We start from the raw sequence: 17,710 nt of genomic DNA, 5'->3' as shown, positions 1-17,710 counted from the left end.
GGTCACTCCCGAGGTCGCCCGCACGCGTGGACGAGGCCGCACACGTCATTGCTCACGGTGAATGAACGGTGGTTGCCGATCAATGAGACTCCAGCCGCGCCAGGAATTGCTGTCGGTATGGAAGGCAATATCCAGGTGGTGCGGCTCGGGGCAGAGCTTCTCCTGGGGTGACCGGGCCGGGCGCAACTCCATCAGCGACGCCGAGCTGCTGCTCTGTCTCCTGCTCCCGCCGACGAAACTGCCGGACATCCGCTACGACCGGCCGGACGAGACCAAGCCCGACGTCTGCGCCGCGCTCGCCTCTTTCGGTAGCGCCGTGGAGATCCCGCAGCGGGTCGTCCGGCTCATCGGGGAGTACCTGCACGACTACACCGACCCGGAGACCGGGCTGCCGGAGTTCTCCGGCGGCGGCTACCTCACCACCGCGCCCGACGACGACCGGGAGCCCACCGCCGAGCAGCGGACGCTCGAGGTGGTCGACTCGTACGCCACGTCGGTCGTGCTCACCACGGCCGCCATCGCGTTCGTGCGCGGCTACCGCCGGCAGGTCCAGCGTCCCTCCCACCGGGAGGAGATCGACCGGGTGGAGGCCGCCGCGCAGAAGCGCCTCACGGCGGCGATGGCCGGACTCCAGCGGAGTTTCGCGCTCAGTGTCTTCCCGGGGGACAGCCGTGAGGGGCGGGCGCTGTGCGAGACGGTCAACCCGGAGGAGGGCTACTCGGCCGAGCTGGTCGCCCGGCTACGGGACTCGCTGGGTGACGTCATGGCCGGTCTCCGTGAGCTGGGATCGTCCATGGACGAGGTGGACGCCCTGCTGGAGAACCGCGACCTGCTGTTCGAGTGCGGCTGGTCGTGGGGGATCGTCCGGGACGCCGAGCCGGTCAAGACGGCGACGACCGTGTACGCCCAGCCGGGCTCGCCGAGTCGGGCCCGTACTCTCTACTACACCGTGGTGGCGGTGGACGGCATCCGGGACCTCTTCTCCCGGGAGACACCCGGCTCAAGGGCCTGCTCGACGAGGAACAGCAGTCGCTCGCCCGGACCCTCAACCTCCAGTGGGACCTGGCCCAGCGGTACTGGTCCACGATCGCCACCTTCGGCGAGGACCGGTGGCCGGTCGAGGACATGCCGTGGCGGACGACGGACGAGAGGAGAGCGACTACTACAGCCTCCTGGTCGTCTCGCTCGTCCGACGTGCCCTCGTCGACCGGGGCGCCCCCGACTCCGACCTGGCCCGGATCGCCCGGGTCCTCGAGGACCTGGCCGACCGGGGCCGGATCAGACGCCGGCCACTCGCCGGCGACCCCGCGTTGAAGCTGCACCACCCCGGCACCTGGGTCGCGTTGAACGGCAGCGAGCTGGCCGGGCCGGACGCGCCCCTGCTCGGCTGGCGGCTGGGCGAGCTGGGCACCCTGCTGCTCAGTCGGGCGCTGGCCCTCGCGGCCCAGGTCAACGACCATCGCCTGCGGGCCCGGTTGCTGCGCCTGGCCGACGAGGCCTGGCGACACCTGGAACAGCGTCGATTGCGCGACGGCCGAGGGACCGGTCTGTGGGACGAGGCGGCGAACGTGTACCCGACGCTGCCCCGCCGTGGCTCGCCCAGCTGGTACCACACCACCCGCGTGGTGCAGTGCATGGGCACCGCGGCGGACCTGATCCGGGGCGAGCCACCACCCGGCATGATGCTGTCGGACGTCGCCTCCGAGCTGCTGGTCGAGGCCGAGGACGTATTCGACGAGGAGCAGCTGCGCGGCTCGGGAGAGGGCGGCCCGGCCCTGCGGGACAGCCTGAGCCGACAGGCGATCGGTCTCCGGCGGGCCCGCCGGTTGCTGCCGACCCGGCCCGGCACGGCCGCCTCCCTGATCCTGGACGTCCTACGCGAGCTGGACAAGCTCGCCGCGGCCCGGGAATCCGAGACTGGAGACTAGCGTGCTGGTCTTCGCGGCGTCCGACAAGGGCGGCACCGGAAGGTCGGTCACGAGCTGCAACGTCGTGTACCGACGTGCGCTCGCCGGTGCCGAGGTCTGCTACCTGGACTTCGACTTCGGGTCGCCCACGGCCGGGTCCATCTTCCAGATCGTCGACGCCGCGCGGGGGGTGCGGGAGGGCGGTGGACTGCACTCGTACCTGATGGAGCAGGATCCGCAGGCGGCGGTCGAGGAACCCCGGCGCATCGACGTCTGGAACCGGTCGGCCCGGGCCAGCCTGCGTCATCGCCCGCCCGGCTCCGGCCAGCTCATGCTCTTCCCCGGCGACCAGGACGGCGGCGAGTTCCGCCCGGACAAGGAGGCCCTGCGCCGGTGCGTCCGGCTGCTCCTCGCGCTCGACGAGGAGTTCGACATGTGCCTGGTCGACCTGAGCGCCGGACGGTCGTACGCGACCCAGCTGGTGCTGGAGGCGACGGCGGACCCGGCCCTGCACGGCGTGGTCGCCCGTTGGCTGGTCTTCCACCGCTGGACCCGGCAGCACATCCCGGCCGCCGCCGGCCTCGTCTACGGCCGGGACGGCATCCTCGACGTCGGTGAGCGGGCCGGCCACGACCGGGACCGGCTGGCCGCGTCGATCCGGTTCGTCCGTACCGCGGTGGTCGACCCCGACTCGGCCGAGCTGCGCGGCCTGCGGCCCGCGCAGGTCGCCTGGCTGCGCGACTGCGACCAGGACCTGCGGCGGCTCGCCGCCCGGCACCGGGTCGGGCGGCTGGCGCTGCTCGGCTCGGTGCCGCTCGACCCGGTGTTGCAGTGGCGCGAACAGCTGCTCTCGGACAACGACGTCGTCGCCCGGGACATCGCCAACCTGTCGACCGTGGCCGCGTTCGACGAACTCGCCCGGAACCTCGTGGACGACGAGATGTGGGCCACCGCATGAGAACGGACGCCGAGTTCTTCGAGTCGACCGCGGACCCGCGGGTGGAGTCCGTTCCGCTGGCGCACCTGTCGGTCGAACTCGGTCACTTCTACTACCCGGATCTCAGCCAGGACGCCGGCTTCTTCGTCGACCATTTCCGGAGGATCGCCCGGTGGTCCGCGACCGCCCGGGCGGCCTGCCACGACGTGGTCCGGGGAAAGAAACCGCGAATCAGCACCTGCGTCCTGATCGACGATTACTTCGGCCAGCCGGAATCGCCCCGTACGCTGCTTCCGAAACTGATCCGGGCGGCCCGGGACGGAGGTCTGGAAATCGACTACCTCGCCCGGGAGTCCGGCTGCGCCGACGCGGCGGAGCCGGCCGACCCCGACCCGGCGGAGCCCGCCGAGACCGCGCCGACCGGCCTGTCGCTGGCCGAACTGGTCGAGGCCCGGATCGTCGAGGACCCACCGCCGGACACCACCGGGGCCCGCCCACCCGTGCGCCAGACCGGGTGGCTGTGCAACGGGCAGCGATCACCGGCCACGGATCGCCACGAGGCGATGAAGCGATCGGTCGCCTGGCTGCCGCCCGCCGAGAACGCCGCCGTCAACCACTCCGTCTTCGCCGACATCGAACTGTGGCGGGACGGCGACCAGGGCCGTCAGTGGTCCTGCGCGATGCTGGCCGCCGTCTGGCAGCTGCTGAGGCTGGGCGTCCTGCGGGACCAGGGGCGTCGCGTCGCCGTGCCGAGGCCGGTGCCGGACGAGCTGCCCGACGACTGGCGCCGGCTGCCCCCGGTGCTGCAACTCAACCCGCGGGCCGCACCGTTCAGCGCCTACCGGACCATGACCATCTGCGCCCCGCTGTTCCTGCCGGTCGAGAACGCGGTCCGGACGATACTCCAGCAGGTGGCGGTGGATCCCACCGTGCGCGACCAGGTCGCCGCGCGCGGCGCCGACGAGGGGATCGTCCTGCCGCCCGCCGTGGTCGACCGGATCGAACACCTGTTCGTGGACACCGGACCGGTGCGTGGTGCTGGTCCTGGGTGAGGTGCAGACCGCCGCCCTGCGGCACTCCGGCAGCGTGCCCCGCGAGCTGGCGGAGGGCGTGCTGGCGTTGCTGGCCGGCGAGCGGGTCCGCGTCTCCGAGCGCCCGATCTCCCACGCGGTCAGCCCGCACGTCCTCACCGGGGTGGACTGCCGGATCGCCGCCCGTTCGGGGGCCCGGGTGCGCGGCGTGGGCACGCTCATGGGTCGGGTCTGCCTCACCGGAGGGCGGGTGTTGCAGGGCTCCGCCGTGGTGCGGGTCGAGCCGATCGGTGGCGGCCACCGGCAGGCCTGGTCGCACTACCTAACCCGACCGGGTGTGGTGGAGACGCTCGGCCGGATCGACCTGCCCGGGACGGCGGCCGCCCACCTGGCCGCGGACCGGTCGTCGTCCACCATGGGCATGGGCGCGGTGTGCAACCGCCTGATCGCCGAGGTCCAGGGATCCTCGCTGCTGGACCGGCGCCCACCGGTCCGGGCGCGCCGCACGGTGCTTCGCTGGGCCGCGCTGACCGACACCGACACCGAGGGGGTCCGGGTGCGGTTCACCGTCCACGAGGACGGCCTGCGGACCGTGCGGCTGTTGCTGGGGCAGGTGGCGGTGGCCGACATCGTCGAACTGTGTGAGGATCTGGCCCTGCACGACTGGCTGCTGACCGCGCTGGTGTCCATCATCGAGCAGAGCCGGATCGGAGTCGACGAACCGGTGCAGATCATCCACCGGCTGCGGCCCGCCGTCGACCACCTGCTGCACCTGTGGATGCCGGCGGCCCGCCTGGGTGGGTTCGCGCTGTCGGTGTGGGAGGGGCTGGACGGTCGGCCCGGGCTTTCCCGGCAGTGGGAGGCGTCCGTACGGCGGATCCGGGACCAGATCGCGATGGCCGCCGCGCTGGCACACCGGCCGGCGGAAGCCGTCCCGCTGTTTCGTTAGTGGATCGCAGCCGGGCCGACGGCACCTCCGCCCCCGCGTACGTTACTTTGTACGCCGTTCTGGGTAACGTTAGGTCCACTCGGATTCGTGCTGCCCAGGGCGACAATAACGTCAGGTTATCTCGGATTTGCGCTGAATGCACACGTAGCGTTAACTTGTGGTTATGTTTCCAGGGTGAGCACGGATTGCGTGTCGCGTTCTCGCGCATGAGAACGGTAGGTAGCGGTGGTACAGACCGAGGGCGCCGTGGCTGAGCGGCGAGCCGCAGTCGGCACGAATGCCGACGCGACCGGCCCGCCGGACAGTTCGGACACCATGGCGTCGGAGGCCGGACCCACGATCACGGCGCTGCACACCGCGGAACAGATCGAGGCCGCCGCCGACCTGCTGTGGACGGTCTGGGGAGCCCGGACCGACGCCGAGCGCAGCGAGCTGATCACCGTCGGTCTGCTCCGGACCCTGTGTCACTCGGGCAACTACGTGGTGGGGGCGTACCAGCACGGCCGCCTGGTCGGCTGCACGGTGGGGATGTTCGGCGCGCAGGCCGGGCGACCCGACCACCTGCACTCCTACATCACCGGGGTGTACCAGCCGGAACGTAACCGGGGCACCGGATTCGCGCTCAAACGGCATCAACGCCGGTGGGCGCTCGACCGCGGCCTCGACACCATCTCGTGGACGTACGACCCGCTGGTCTGTCGCAACGGGTACTTCAATCTCTGCAAGCTCGGCGCGACGGTCACCGACTACCGACCGGATTTCTACGGGCGGCTCGACGACGGAGTCAACACCAACGAACGCACCGACCGGCTGCTGGTCGAGTGGGACCTCCGGTCCGAGTGGGTCGAGCAGGCCATGGTGGGGGAGCCCGGGGCAGCCCGCCGGCACGCCCGCGTGGTGCCCGGGGCCGAACTGATCGTCGTGCCGGAGGACATCGAACTGCTGCGGCGGACCGACCGCAGGCGGGCACAGAGCGAGCGGTTCGCGGTCCGCGACCGCTTCCTCGCGCTCTTCGACGACAACTACCGGGTGGTGGGCATGACCAGGAACCACGAGTACGTTCTCCTGCCGGCCGGCCTGACCCCGTCGTACGAGCCGTGAAGCTCACCCGGATCGAGCTGCACTGGGTGCGGCTGCCACTGGTGACGCCGTTCCGGACGTCGTTCGGCACGGAGTACGAGCGCGAGGCGCTCCTGGTGAAGGCGATCACGCCGGACGCCGTCGGGTGGGGCGAGTGCGTCGCGATGCCACAGCCGGACTACTCGGCCGAGTACGTCGACGGCGCCGCCGACGCGCTGGTCCGGTTCCTGATCCCCGCGGTCAGCGCCCTGCCGACCGTCTCCGCGGCAACGGTCGGACACGCCCTCGCCGCAGTCAAGGGGCACCCGATGGCGAAGGCGGCTCTGGAGATCGCCATCCTCGACGCCCAGCTCCGGCAGGCCCACATGTCGCTGGCCGAATACCTCGGCTCCGTCAAGCCGGCGGTTCCGGCCGGCGTCTCCGTCGGCATCATGACGTCGATCCCGGAGTTGCTCGACACCGTCGACGGGTACGTGGCCGCCGGATACCAGCGGATCAAGCTGAAGATCCAGCCGGGGTGGGACGTGGCGCCGGTTCGCGCCGTACGTGAGCACATCGGCGACGCGGTGCCCGTGCAGGTGGACGCGAACGGGGCGTACACCGTGACGGACGCCGCCCACCTCGCCAAGCTCGACGCCTTCGACCTGCTGATGATCGAACAGCCGCTGGCCGAGGACGACCTGCGCGGGCACGCCGCACTGGCCCGGCGGCTGCGTACCCCGATCTGCCTGGACGAGTCGGTCACCTCTCCGGTGCGGGCCGTCGAGGCGATCGAGTCGGGGGCCGCGGCCATCGTCAACATCAAGCCCGGTCGGGTCGGTGGCTATCTCCAGGCGCGGCGGATCCATGACGTCTGCGCCGCACACGGTGTGCCGGTGTGGGTCGGTGGCATGGTGGAGACCGGCATCGGTCGGGCGGCCAACGTGGCGCTGGCGGCCCTCCCGAACTTCACCCTGGTCGGCGACGTGTCGGCGTCGGACCGCTTCTTCGCCCGGGACATCACCCCGCCGGTCGTCATGCGGGACGGGTGGATCGAGGTGCCGACAGGACCGGGGATCGGGGTGGAACCGGACGAGGCCGCGTTGAAGGAGTCGTCCGTGCGCAGCGAGGGAATCGACCTCTGACGCGACCGGGGTGACGCCGGGCAGAGCGGCGCAAGCTCCGGCGCGCGGGCGGCACCGGCGGTGGCGCCTTGTCGGGAGCGCTCAGGGCCCGCCCACGGCGGGCCCTGAGCGTCCGGACTACTTCAGGCGGGCCTCGATGGCCTTGATGATGCGCGGGCGGAGTTCGGCGGCGCGGATGACGGCGTCGACCGAACCGACCTCGACCGCGCGCTGGATGTTGTGCACGCGGTCGAACTCCGCGGCCACCTCGCCGAGCTTCTCCGCGCGGACCGCCGAGCGGAGCTCGTCGAGTTCGGCGGTCAACGAGGCGCGGTCGGTGCCGGTGGCGGTCGCGACGCGGGCCTCCAGGTCCCGCACCCGCTTGTCGGCCGCGGTGCGGGCGTTGACCTCGCCGGAGAACACCACGGCGGCGGCGGGGGCACCGCCGAGCACCGAGGCGAACGAGCCCTCCAGCGCGAGCACGGTCATGTTCGGGTTCAGCGCCTTCGAGAACACCACGAACGCGCCGCCGTGGTACCGCGAGATCACGCAGAACACGATCGGGCCCCGGAAGTTCACGATCGCGCGGCCGATCTCGGCGCCGTACTCCAGTTGCAGCTTCCGCATCGACTCCGGGGAACCGTCGAAGCCGGACAGGTTCGCCAGCACCACCAGCGGCCGGTTGCCGCTGGCCGTGTTGATCGCCCGCGCGGCCTTCTTCGACGACCGTGGGAACAGCGTGCCCGCGGTGTACGTGTCCGGACCGTCGGTGGGCGGGAAGCCCCGCCGCGGCACCGACCGCGACTCGATGCCGAGCAGGCATACCGGCATGCCGCCGAGGTGGACGTCCTGCACCACCGCGGTCTCCGCGTCGGCCATGCCCGCCCACCGTTCCAGCACCGGGTGGTCCTGGTCGGAGAGGGCCCGCATCACGGTCCGGATGTCGAACGGCTTCTTCCGGTCCGGGTTGGCCTCGGCCGAGAAGATCTCGCCGACGGTGGTGAAGTCGCTGCCCTCCACGGCGTGCGGGAAGGAGGAGATGTCGCGGTCGACGGGGTCGGTCGTCCTCGCCCGTCGCGGCGACTCCTCACCGGGTGCGACGTACGTGTGGTCGTAGTGCAGCATCAGCACGTCCCGCGCGGCGGCCAGGTTCGGCGCCCAGTACTGCGCCTGCCCGTTCGGGCCCATCACCCGGTCGTAGCCGCCGATGCCGAAGTTGTCCTCGGCCGACACGCCGCCGGAGAAGTCGAGCGACTGCTTGCCGGTGAGCACCATCGCTGAGTCCGGCGTCATCACCAGGACGCCCTTGGTGTGCATCAGCATCGTCGCCTCGGCGTTCCAGTACGGCTGTGCCCCGACGGTGATGCCCGCGACCACGATGTTGATCTCGCCGCCGTCCTGGGTGAACTCGACGATCCGCTTGAGCGCCGCGGCCACCCAGTCCATGTTCTCCGTGCCGGACTCCATGGAGATGCGGGCACCGGCGGACAGCGCGTACCACTCCAGCGGCACCCGCATCCGCTCGGCCAGGTCCAGCGCGGCGATCACGCGGCGGCACTCCGGCTCCGACAGCGCGCCCAGCGACTTGGTCGGGTCGCCGAGCAGCACGACCCGGGTGACGCCCTGCGGGTGCCGCCGGGTCGGCGTGGTGACGACGCCCGCGACGATCGCCGCGGTGTTGCGTCCCTTCGGCCGGTCGACCGGCACCAGCGCGTGCTGCTCGTCGAGGTCGTGCTCGACGAAGTCGCCGAGCAGACCGGTCAGCTCGTACGGGTACACCGTGTTGCGGCTGCTCGCCCGGAGCACCTTCTGCCGGTAGCTGTCGAGCGGCTCGACCGGCTCGTCCGACGGCGCGCCGACGGTCAGTTCGGTGCCGCCGGTGACGTCGAAGGAGACGCGCACGGCCACCTTGGTCAGCTCGCCGGTCCTCCGGTCGCTCTGCCGGGCGATCAACAGGATCTCCTCCAGCCCGGCACCGGCGGTGGTCGGCAGCACGCGGCCGGCGATCATCTCCAGCTCCTCGCGGGTGAGGTCGCTCGGCGGCCAGACGTAGATCACGATCCGGTTGGTGTTGACGCGCTTCGTCGAGGGCCGCCGCGACTGCTCCCGGCGGATCGAGTCGAGACAGGCGGCCACGGTGTCCTCGGCCGTCGGCAGCGCGATCAGCCGGCCGTCGTGCTCGCGCAGCGCGGTCAGGTCGCGTACCTGGGCGAACGCGACCAGCCGGTTGTCCGACGGGTTCTCCCGCGCCACGCACTGGAAGAGGTAGACCTCCTCGTCCGACGACGGCAGCCGGGTGAGGTCGAACTTGCTCAGCCGCTCCATCTGCATCCGCTGCGCGATGTACGGGTGCAGGCCGCGGACCAGCCGTTCCTCGGTCATCCCGGTGGTCGACGGGCGGAACGTGAAGTGGTGGTGCATCACCGCGCCGCTGCGACCCGCGACGGTGGCGGTGAGCCTGCGGACCTCGACGGGCAACGGGTGCGCGCTGACCACCTCGTGCAGGGCGGCCGCCATCGCGTCGGAGTCCTCCGGCTGGTTCTCCCAGGCGAGATAGATGTCGGCGTCGATGGCGCCCTCGCCACCCGCCAAATCCGCGAGCCCACGCAACGCGCTGCCCAGCGCGTCGAAGCTCACCGCGGCGGAGACCACGCACGAGTCCGGCCGCTTGGCGATGACGAACGTGCAGCCCGCGACCTCGCTGGTGCGGACACCGAGCCCCTTGTTGCCGTAGTACCGCCGGGTCAGCACCTCCAGCATGACGGCGTTGTCGAGGTCGTCGCGGACCAGCCGCTGGCCGAGCAGCCGCACCAGGGGTTCGGTGCTGCGGACCATCTCGGCGATGCGCTCGGCGCGGTCCGGCGCGTCCGGGTGCGCGTCCAGGTGCCGCAGGTGCCGGCGGACGTTGGCGTAGACGCGGGCGCGGTTGCGGCGCAGCAGCGGCTGGGCGAACCAGGCGAACACCACGCCGCGCGCGAGGTCGGCGATCACGGGGAAGCGGACCTGCGTCGCGGCCACCAGCCGCTCCAGCACGAGACCGGCGGGCTCGCGCAGGGCCTCGTCCGGCGGGGACTCCCGCAGCCAGGCGCGCAGCAGCGCCGTGACGACCATGGCGTCGATGGACGCCCGTTGCTGGGCGAGGAAGATCCGGAACACGGCGGCTTCCAGCTCGGGGCAGCGCTCCAGCTCGGTGACCCCGTAGTGCCCGAGCGCCTTGGCGAGCTTGGCCTGGAACGCCTCCGGCAACCCGGCCCGCTCGACGTCGAGGCACTGGAGGTAGGTGTGGAAGAACTCGCGGGCGCTGTGCACGTGGCCGTCGTCGCCGCCGCCGTCCTCGCCGGTCGGCCGGTTCCGGCTCAACTCGGCCAGGTCGGCGAAGACGTCGACGAGTTCGAGTTCCTCGGCCAGCGGCCGGTGGCCGTCCGCGATGGCCGCCTGGCGTGCGGCGAGGTAGTCGTCGAGCACCCGGCGTTCGTCGTGCGGGTCGACGTCGAAGCCCAGCAGCAGGCTACGCAGGTCCTCCTGGCCACGGGTGGAGCGCTTGCGGGCCGGGAGCGTCCCGGGCGCGGCGGGCAGGTCCAGCTCGACGGTCTGGACGGCAGAGGTGTCCTCGGCCTCGGCGTCGGCGAGCGGCTCCAGCCGGATCAGCGGCGCGCCGGCCTCCACCTGGCTGCCCACGGAGACGACGCATTCCTTCAGCCGCGCCTTGAACGGTGCCCGCAGCACCGTCTCCATCTTCATGCTCTCCAGCACCAGCACCGGTGCGCCCGCCTCGACCTCCGCGCCGACCTTCAGCGGCGTGGCGACGACCAGCGCGGGCGAGGGCGAACGGACGACGCCGCCCTCGTCACGACTGACCCGGTGGGTCACGCCGTCCACCTCGACCAGGTGGATCGGCCCGTGCGTGCCGGTGAGCAGGCGGTACCGGGTGCCGTTGACGACGACCTGCCCGCTGTGCCGGTCGAAGCGGTCCAGTTCGACGTCGGCGGTGCGGACGTCGTCGCCCGCTTCGATGCCGACGCGGAACCGGTGCGCGCCGACCCGCGCGACCCGGACGCGGTAGCCGACGCCCCGCAGCTTGAGGTCCAGCGGTCGGCCACTCTCGTGCTGCACCTGCGGGCGTCCGCCGAACGCCGTCGAGAGCAGCCGCTCCCGCTCGGCGCGCTCCTCCTCCTCGTACGCCTCGATGGCGGCGGCCGCCAGCGCGACGGCGGAGTGCCGGTGCGAGACGAGCCGGCCCTCGCCACGGACGCGGTCGATCCAGCCGGTGTCCGCGCTGGCGTCGATCACCTCGGGCTGGTCGAGCAGGTCGAGCACGAAGCTCTTGTTGGTCGCGCCGCCCTCGATGATCACCGTGGTCTGCGCCATCGCCCGGCGCAGCCGGCCGAGCGCCTCGTCGCGGTCGCGGCCGTAGGCGATGATCTTCGCGATCATCGAGTCGAAGTCGGCGGGGATGGTGTCACCCTCGCTGACGCCGGTGTCCACCCGGATGCCCGGTCCGGCCGGCAGGTCCAGCCGTGCGATACGACCGGGGGAGGGGGCGAAGTCGCGGTCCGGGTCCTCGGCGTTCAGCCGGGCCTCGATCGCGTGCCCGCGCTCCGCCGGCGGCTGGCCTTCGAGCCGCCCGCCCGAGGCCACGTGCAGCTGCGCCTTGACCAGGTCGAAGCCGGTGGTGGACTCGGTGATCGGGTGCTCGACCTGTAGCCGCGTGTTGACCTCGAGGAACGCGAACAGCTGGTCGCCGGGGTGGTAGAGGAACTCGACGGTCGCCGCGCCGCGGTAACCGACCGCGACGGCCAGCCGTTCGGCCGAGGCCTTGAGCTCGGCCGCCTGCGCCGGGCTGAGCACCGGCGACGCCGACTCCTCGATGACCTTCTGGTTGCGCCGCTGCACCGAGCAGTCGCGGACGCCGAGCGCCCACGCGGTGCCCTCGCCGTCGGCGATCACCTGGACCTCGACGTGCCGGGCGCCGGTGACCAGGCGCTCCAGGAACACGACGCCGCTGCCGAACGCCCGGGCGGCCTCCTGGCTGGTGCGCTCGTAGGCGTCGGCCAGCTCGGCCTCGTTGTTGATGACGCGGATGCCGCGCCCGCCGCCGCCCGCCGTGGCCTTCAGCATCAGCGGGTAGCCGATCTCGCTCGCCGCCGCCACGGCGGCGTCCAGGGTCTCGACCGCGCCGCGGCTCCACGGCGCGACCGGCACGCCGACCTCCTCGGCGATCAGCTTCGCGCCGATCTTGTCGCCGAGCTTGCGCATGGCGTCGGGGCTGGGGCCGACGAAGGTGACGCCGATCTTCTCGCACAGCTCCGCGAACGCCGGATCCTCGGCGACGAAGCCCCAGCCGACCCACGCGGCGTCCGCCCCGGTCTCCACCAGCGCGCGCTCCAGCGCCTTCAGGTTGAGGTACGGCCGCGCGGACGCGGGACCGAGGTCGTAGGAGAGGTCCGCTTCGCGGACGAACGTGGCCGTACGGTCGACGTCGGTGTACAACGCGACCGTCTCGATCCGTGTCCCGGTCTCCGCAGCGATATCCCGGACGGCGTGGATGAGCCGCATAGCGGCCTCGCCGCGGTTGACGATGGCGACACGACTGAACATCCGACGGAACCCCTTCTCAGCGCCCTTTGGGCGAATCTGCACCTTTACATCGACTTGCGTCACTCATAGTATTGGCTTGCCAACCCTGCGCAGCAACCACCTCTGCCTTCCTGCGCCCGAGTTGAAACTCCACCAGCTTAGACATCGAGGGGTGTTTGGCGAGCACTCGTGTCTGTCGTCTGTCGGCGGCTTCGATGGTTCGCGCTCCACGTTTTCCCGCCAGATGCCCAGGTCGGCACGGTTGTCCCGGGTGTCGCGCGGCCTGCGCGCCACCAGCGGTTCTGGATCGAACCGTCTGGTGCGCGCCGAGCGCGTGGCCAGGGTCGTCGCCCCCGGGTCGACCGGGCGGTGGGGTCCGGGTGGGTGAGTTCTTGTCCCGACGTGATTGATCGACTACGGTCGATGCGTGGCGGACGTCGGTCGCGGTCGGACGGCGAAGCCGCGGGGATCCGGAGACCGGGTGCCGGCCGCCGCACCGCAAGGGAGAAGAGCAGCATGAGACCCCCGATGCTCCGCGCGGCGTCCCTCGCGGCCCTCCTGGCACTGGCCGGCGGCGTCGGTGCCTGCGCGCCGGCCGGAACGGAGGACGACGGCCGGACCGTCAAGGTCGGCCTCTCCGCCGCGTTCAGCGGGAAGTCCGCCTACTACGGCCAGGACGCCAGGAAGGGCATCGAACTGGCCATCGAGCACCTCGGGCGGAGCATGCCCGACGTCGACTTCGACCTGGTCACCGCCGACGACGAGTGCTCCCCCCAGGGTGGCGCCTCCGCGTTCCGCAAACTGGCGGACGTCGACGGGGTCGACGCCATCCTGGGATCGCCCTGCTCCTCCGGCACCCTCGGCGGCATGCCGACCCTCGCCCGGAGCAGGACCCCGGCAGTGACCTTCGGCTCCACCAACGCCAAGATCAGCCAGCAGTCCGGGGTGGGTGGCAACCCGTACATGTGGCGCATGAACATCGACGACTCGATCATGGGCAGGTACTGGACCAGGTACATCGCCGACGCCGGCCGCAAGCGGGCCGCGATCCTGGCCGCCAACAACGACTTCGGGCGCGGGGCGGCCGACCTCTACCGGAAGCTGCTGCCCGAGGCGGGCGTGGCACTCGTCGCCACGGAGTTCTACGACCTCGGCGCCAGCGACCTGCGACCCCAGCTGTCGAAGGTCCGCGCCGCCGGGGCGGACGCGTTCATCACCTTCGCCGAGCCGCCCGACTGCGCCCAGATGCTGCGGCAGATGCGCGAGATGGGCATGACCCTCCCGCTGTACGCGCGCGGCGGCTGCGCCACCGCCGAGGGGATCCGGCTCACCGGCGACCCGGCGCTGGCCGAGGGGGTCGAGGAGGCCACCTACTGGACGGCCTCCGACGCGCAACGCCCGCTGCTCGACGGGTACCGGACCCGGTACGGCGACGCCGTGCCGCCGTACAACGCCGCGCTGGCCTACTACGGGATGCTGACCCTCGCCGAGGCGGTCCGGCACGGCGGGACCGACCGGGCGGGCATCCTGGCCGGGCTGAGGAAGGTGGACTTCACCACCGGCATCGGGCCGATCAGTTTCGACGAGCACCACCAGGCCCACCCGAACATGTTCATCCTCCGGATCGAGGGCGGGAAGATCCGGGTCCTCGACGTCGTCGACACGGGCAAGTGAACGGCGCGGCCAGGTGAGCAGATTCCTCGACCAGCTCGTCAACGGCCTGACGCTCGGCTCGCAGTACACCCTCGTGGCGGCCGGGCTGGCGCTCATCTTCGGCGTCCTGGAGATCGTCAACTTCGCGCACGGCGAGCTGGTGATGGTCGGCGCCTACCTGCTGTACGCGGGCTCCGCGTACCTGGGGCTGCCGTATCCGGTCGCCGCGCTCGCCACGGTCGTCGGGATGGTGGTCGTCGGGGTCGGGTTCTACCTGGCCGTGGTGCACCGGATCCTGCACCGGGGCTGGCAGGTCCAGCTCGTCGCCACCCTGGCCGTGTCGATCGTCCTGGTCAACCTGGCGATCGTGGTGGAGGGCTCCCTGCCCCGGACCGTCTACAGCGAGCAGAGCCTGCGCACCGTGGAACTGGCCGGGACGACCGTCGCGGTGCAGCGACTGGTCGTGCTCGGGGCCACCGCGGCCACCTTCGGCGCGCTCGTGGTGTTCCTGCGTCACACCCGAACCGGGCGGGCGATGCGGGCGCTCGCCCAGAACCGGGAGGCGGCCGTGGTGGTGGGCCTGCCGGCGGCGCGGATCGGGCTGGTGACCGTGGCGACCGCCGCCGCGCTGGCGGGTGTCGCCGCGGCCACCATCACTCCGCTGTACAGCGCCTCCCCGACGATGGGTACGTTGCTGGCCGTCAAGGCGTTCGCCGCCGTCATCATGGGCGGCTTCGGCAACGTCACCGGCGCGGTCCTCAGCGGCTTCGTCCTCGGGGTCAGCGAGGCGCTGGCCATCGGCTACCTCTCCAGCGCGTACGCCGACGTGATCGTATTCTCCGTCATGATCACGGTGCTGCTGGTCCGCCCGCACGGGCTGTTCGGACGGGCGGTACGCGCGTGACCGCGACCGCGTCCGCGCGGTCCGGCCGGATCCGCGTCGAACCGGTGGTCTGGCTGCTCGGCGCGGTCTTCGCGGCCGTGCTGCCGCTGGTCCTCCCGGTGCCCTACCACCTGTCCACCGCGATCACCGCGCTCATGTTCGTCGCCCTGGCGGTCTCCTTCGACCTGGTGGTCGGCCGGATCGGCGCACTCAGCCTGTGCCAGCCGGTCTTCTTCGGCTTCGGCTCGTACGCGGCGGCGATCCTGAGCACCCGGTACGGCTGGTCGTTCGGGGCGACGCTGGTCGTCGCCGCCGTGGCCGCCGTGGGCGTGGCGCTGGCCATCGGCGTCCCGTCGTTCCGGCTGTCGCTGCACGCCTTCGCGATCGCCACCCTCGGGTTCGCCACCATCGCGGTGCTGCTGGCCAAGAACTGGGTCGGCCTCACCGGTGGCCCGCTGTGCACCACGGGCGTGCCGGCGATGACCCTGTTCGGCGTCGAACTCACCTCGCTGGCCGCGCAGTACTACGTGGTGCTGGGCCTCGCGGCGCTCACCGTCGGGGTCGCCTTCGGCGTCTCCCGCAGCCGGCTCGGTCTGGCCCTCACGGCGGTACGGGACGACCCGGTGCTGGCTGCCGCCCGTGGCCTGTCGCCGACCGCGTTCCGGCTCACCGCCTTCGGTCTCTCGGCCGCGCTGTCGGCCATGGTGGGGGTCTTCAACGCGTACTTCCAGTCGGTGGTGTGTCCGGAGAACCTGGACACGTCCTACATGACCGCGCTGCTGATCATGGTCTTCGTCGGCGGACGGGGCAGCCTGCGGGGCGTGGTGACGGCGGCTCTGCTCTTCACCGTGCTGCCGCAACTGCTGCACCTCGCCGAGGAGTGGCGGATGGTCGTCTACGGCCTGATCCTGCTCGGGGTGGTCATCGCCGTCCCCGACGGGCTGGAGCGGATGTTCCAGGCGACCGGACGGCGCCGGCACCCGCCACCGGCGGCGGCTCCGCCGGTGCGTCCGGAGCAGGTGCGCCGATGAGCGGCGGCAACCTGGCGGTACGCGGGCTCGGCAAGGCGTACGCCGGGGTACGGGCCCTGGACGACGTGTCGATCTCGATCGCCGCCGGCGAGATCGTCGGGCTGATCGGCCCCAACGGGTCGGGCAAGACCACCGCGATCGACTGCGTCACTGGCCTCCAGCGGCCCGACACCGGCACGGTGGAACTCGACGGCACGGACGTCACCTCGTGGCGCCCGGACCGGCTGGCCCACCACGGGTTGGTCCGGACGTTCCAGCAGGTCCGCACGTTCGAGTCGCTGACCGTCCGGCACAACCTCCGGGTGGCCGCCCTGGGGCGCCGGCCGCGTTCCCGGCGTCTGGCCGACCTGGTCCGGCCCGATGGGAAGGACCGCGCGCTGCGCGCCCGGCTCGACGAACTCGTCGACACCTTCGCGCTCGGTCCGGTCGCCGACCGGCCCGCCGGGCAGGTCTCGTACGGGCAGCGCAAGCTGGTCGAGTTCGCCGCGGCCTGCGTGGTGCCACCCCGCGTGCTGCTGCTCGACGAACCGGTGGCGGCGGTCAACCCCACCATCGGCAACCTGATCCGGGACCGGATCCGGGACCTCAACGCCGCCGGCACCACGGTGCTCCTGGTCGAGCACAACATCGAACTGGTCGTCGGCCTCTGCCACCGGGTGGTCGTGCTCGACCAGGGCCGCACGCTGGCGCAGGGCCGGCCCGAGGAGGTCCTCGCCCGCGACGACGTCCAGGAGGCGTACCTTGGCGGCTGACACCACCTCGACGCCGGTGCTGAGCCTGCGCGACGTGCACGCCGGCTACCAGGACGTCGAGATCCTCCGGGGCATCGACCTGGACCTGCACCGGGGCGAGACCGTGTGCGTCGTCGGCGCCAACGGGGCCGGCAAGTCCACCCTGCTCCGGACCGTGTTCGGCATGGTGGCCACGCGCCGCGGGTCGATCCGGGTCGACGGCGTCGAGGTGAGCCGCGACCCGCCCCGCGCCCGGCTGGCCCGGGGGGTCGTCCTGGTGCCGCAGGGGCGGTGCAACTTCCCCCGGATGAGCGTCGAGGAGAACCTGCGGATGGGCGGCTACACGCTGCCCCGGGCCGCCGTCGCGGCCGGGATCGACCGGGCGTACCAGACCTTTCCGGTGCTCGGCGAGCGGCGCCGCCAAGCGGCCGGTGACCTCTCCGGCGGCGAGCAGCAGCTGTTGGAGATGGCCATGGCGTTGATGCTCGACCCGAAGGTGGTGCTCATCGACGAACCGTCACTGGGGCTCTCGCCCCGGATGCGGCACCACGTCTTCGCCGCGCTCCACGCGCTGGCCACGCACCAGGTGGGCGTGCTGCTGGTCGAGCAGAACGCGGTGCAGGCCCTCGCGGTCGCCGACCGGGGCCTCGTGGTCGAACTCGGCCGGGTCGCGAAGTCGGGGACGGGACCGGGCATGCTCGACGACCCCGACGTCCGACGTGCCTACCTGGGGTTGCCGACCTGACCGACCTGCCCCGACGCCCCAAATTCATCAAACTGCATCTATGGCCATGTCGGCCCGCGAGTGGTAGGAATCTTGCAGAACGG

Annotated in this window: 12 protein-coding genes and 1 pseudogene; 12 read left to right on the top strand and 1 reads right to left on the bottom strand. The window is 71.8% G+C overall.

All coding sequences use genetic code 11. The features are described 5' to 3' along the window. Nucleotides 1–61 precede the first annotated feature (61 nt). The 7 genes and pseudogenes from IGA62_RS30835 to menC form a co-directional block, all read left to right on the top strand. A pseudogene (locus IGA62_RS30835) lies at nt 62–982 on the top strand (SCO2524 family protein); the annotation flags it as partial. A 148-nt stretch (nt 983–1,130) separates the two neighbouring features. Beyond that, entirely contained in the window at nt 1,131–1,928 is a 798-nt protein-coding gene (locus IGA62_RS00115) for a hypothetical protein (RefSeq protein ID WP_190289239.1), read from the top strand. A 1-nt stretch (nt 1,929) separates the two neighbouring features. Then, nucleotides 1,930–2,865, top strand: a complete 936-nt coding sequence (locus IGA62_RS00110; protein WP_145817337.1) for an SCO2523 family variant P-loop protein — start codon at nt 1,930–1,932, stop codon at nt 2,863–2,865. Then, complete coding sequence (locus tag IGA62_RS00105; protein WP_145817339.1) at nt 2,862–3,896, top strand: SCO2522 family protein; 1,035 nt, start codon at nt 2,862–2,864, stop codon at nt 3,894–3,896. The genes IGA62_RS00110 and IGA62_RS00105 overlap by 4 nt, the downstream gene beginning before the upstream one ends. Beyond that, on the top strand, nt 3,877–4,824 hold the full coding sequence (locus IGA62_RS00100) for an SCO2521 family protein (RefSeq protein ID WP_145817341.1): 948 nt from the start codon (nt 3,877–3,879) through the stop codon (nt 4,822–4,824). Before IGA62_RS00105 ends, IGA62_RS00100 begins: the two co-directional genes overlap by 20 nt. Nucleotides 4,825–5,070: 246 nt before the next feature. Next, nucleotides 5,071–5,925 (top strand): GNAT family N-acetyltransferase, encoded by an 855-nt coding sequence (locus IGA62_RS00095; protein ID WP_145817343.1) that lies wholly within the window; start codon nt 5,071–5,073, stop codon nt 5,923–5,925. Then, the gene (gene menC / locus IGA62_RS00090) at nt 5,922–7,028 is read left to right on the top strand and encodes an o-succinylbenzoate synthase (RefSeq protein WP_145817345.1); all 1,107 of its coding nucleotides are present in this window, start codon (nt 5,922–5,924) and stop codon (nt 7,026–7,028) included. The genes IGA62_RS00095 and menC overlap by 4 nt, the downstream gene beginning before the upstream one ends. Before the next feature lie 117 nt (nt 7,029–7,145). Here menC and IGA62_RS00085 read toward each other — a convergent pair whose 3' ends face one another. Then, a complete protein-coding gene (locus tag IGA62_RS00085) occupies nt 7,146–12,605 on the bottom strand; it encodes an ATP-binding protein (RefSeq protein WP_145817347.1) in 5,460 nt (1,819 codons plus the stop codon). 495 nt (nt 12,606–13,100) lie between these two features. Here IGA62_RS00085 and IGA62_RS00080 point away from each other — a divergent pair, with 495 nt between their 5' ends. Genes IGA62_RS00080 through IGA62_RS00060 form a run of 5 tightly spaced genes read left to right on the top strand, consistent with a single transcriptional unit; the run spans nt 13,101 to nt 17,627 of the window. Continuing rightward, nucleotides 13,101–14,258 carry an ABC transporter substrate-binding protein gene (locus tag IGA62_RS00080; protein WP_186499808.1) on the top strand — a complete coding sequence of 386 codons (1,158 nt, stop codon included), beginning with the start codon at nt 13,101–13,103 and terminating at the stop codon, nt 14,256–14,258. Between the two features lie 13 nt (nt 14,259–14,271). After that, the gene (locus IGA62_RS00075) at nt 14,272–15,141 is read left to right on the top strand and encodes a branched-chain amino acid ABC transporter permease (protein WP_145817351.1); all 870 of its coding nucleotides are present in this window, start codon (nt 14,272–14,274) and stop codon (nt 15,139–15,141) included. Then, the gene (locus IGA62_RS00070; RefSeq protein WP_145817353.1) at nt 15,138–16,151 is read left to right on the top strand and encodes a branched-chain amino acid ABC transporter permease; all 1,014 of its coding nucleotides are present in this window, start codon (nt 15,138–15,140) and stop codon (nt 16,149–16,151) included. The genes IGA62_RS00075 and IGA62_RS00070 overlap by 4 nt, the downstream gene beginning before the upstream one ends. Beyond that, nucleotides 16,148–16,903, top strand: coding sequence for an ABC transporter ATP-binding protein (locus IGA62_RS00065; RefSeq protein ID WP_145817355.1), 756 nt, complete (start codon nt 16,148–16,150; stop codon nt 16,901–16,903). Before IGA62_RS00070 ends, IGA62_RS00065 begins: the two co-directional genes overlap by 4 nt. Beyond that, the gene (locus IGA62_RS00060) at nt 16,893–17,627 is read left to right on the top strand and encodes an ABC transporter ATP-binding protein (RefSeq protein WP_198501160.1); all 735 of its coding nucleotides are present in this window, start codon (nt 16,893–16,895) and stop codon (nt 17,625–17,627) included. The genes IGA62_RS00065 and IGA62_RS00060 overlap by 11 nt, the downstream gene beginning before the upstream one ends. The last annotated feature ends 83 nt before the right edge of the window (nt 17,628–17,710 follow it).

Origin of the sequence: Micromonospora sagamiensis (assembly GCF_014680085.1) — a bacterium.
Classification (GTDB): Bacteria; Actinomycetota; Actinomycetes; order Mycobacteriales; family Micromonosporaceae; genus Micromonospora; species Micromonospora inyonensis.
This window is presented reverse-complemented; position numbering and strand designations above follow the sequence as displayed.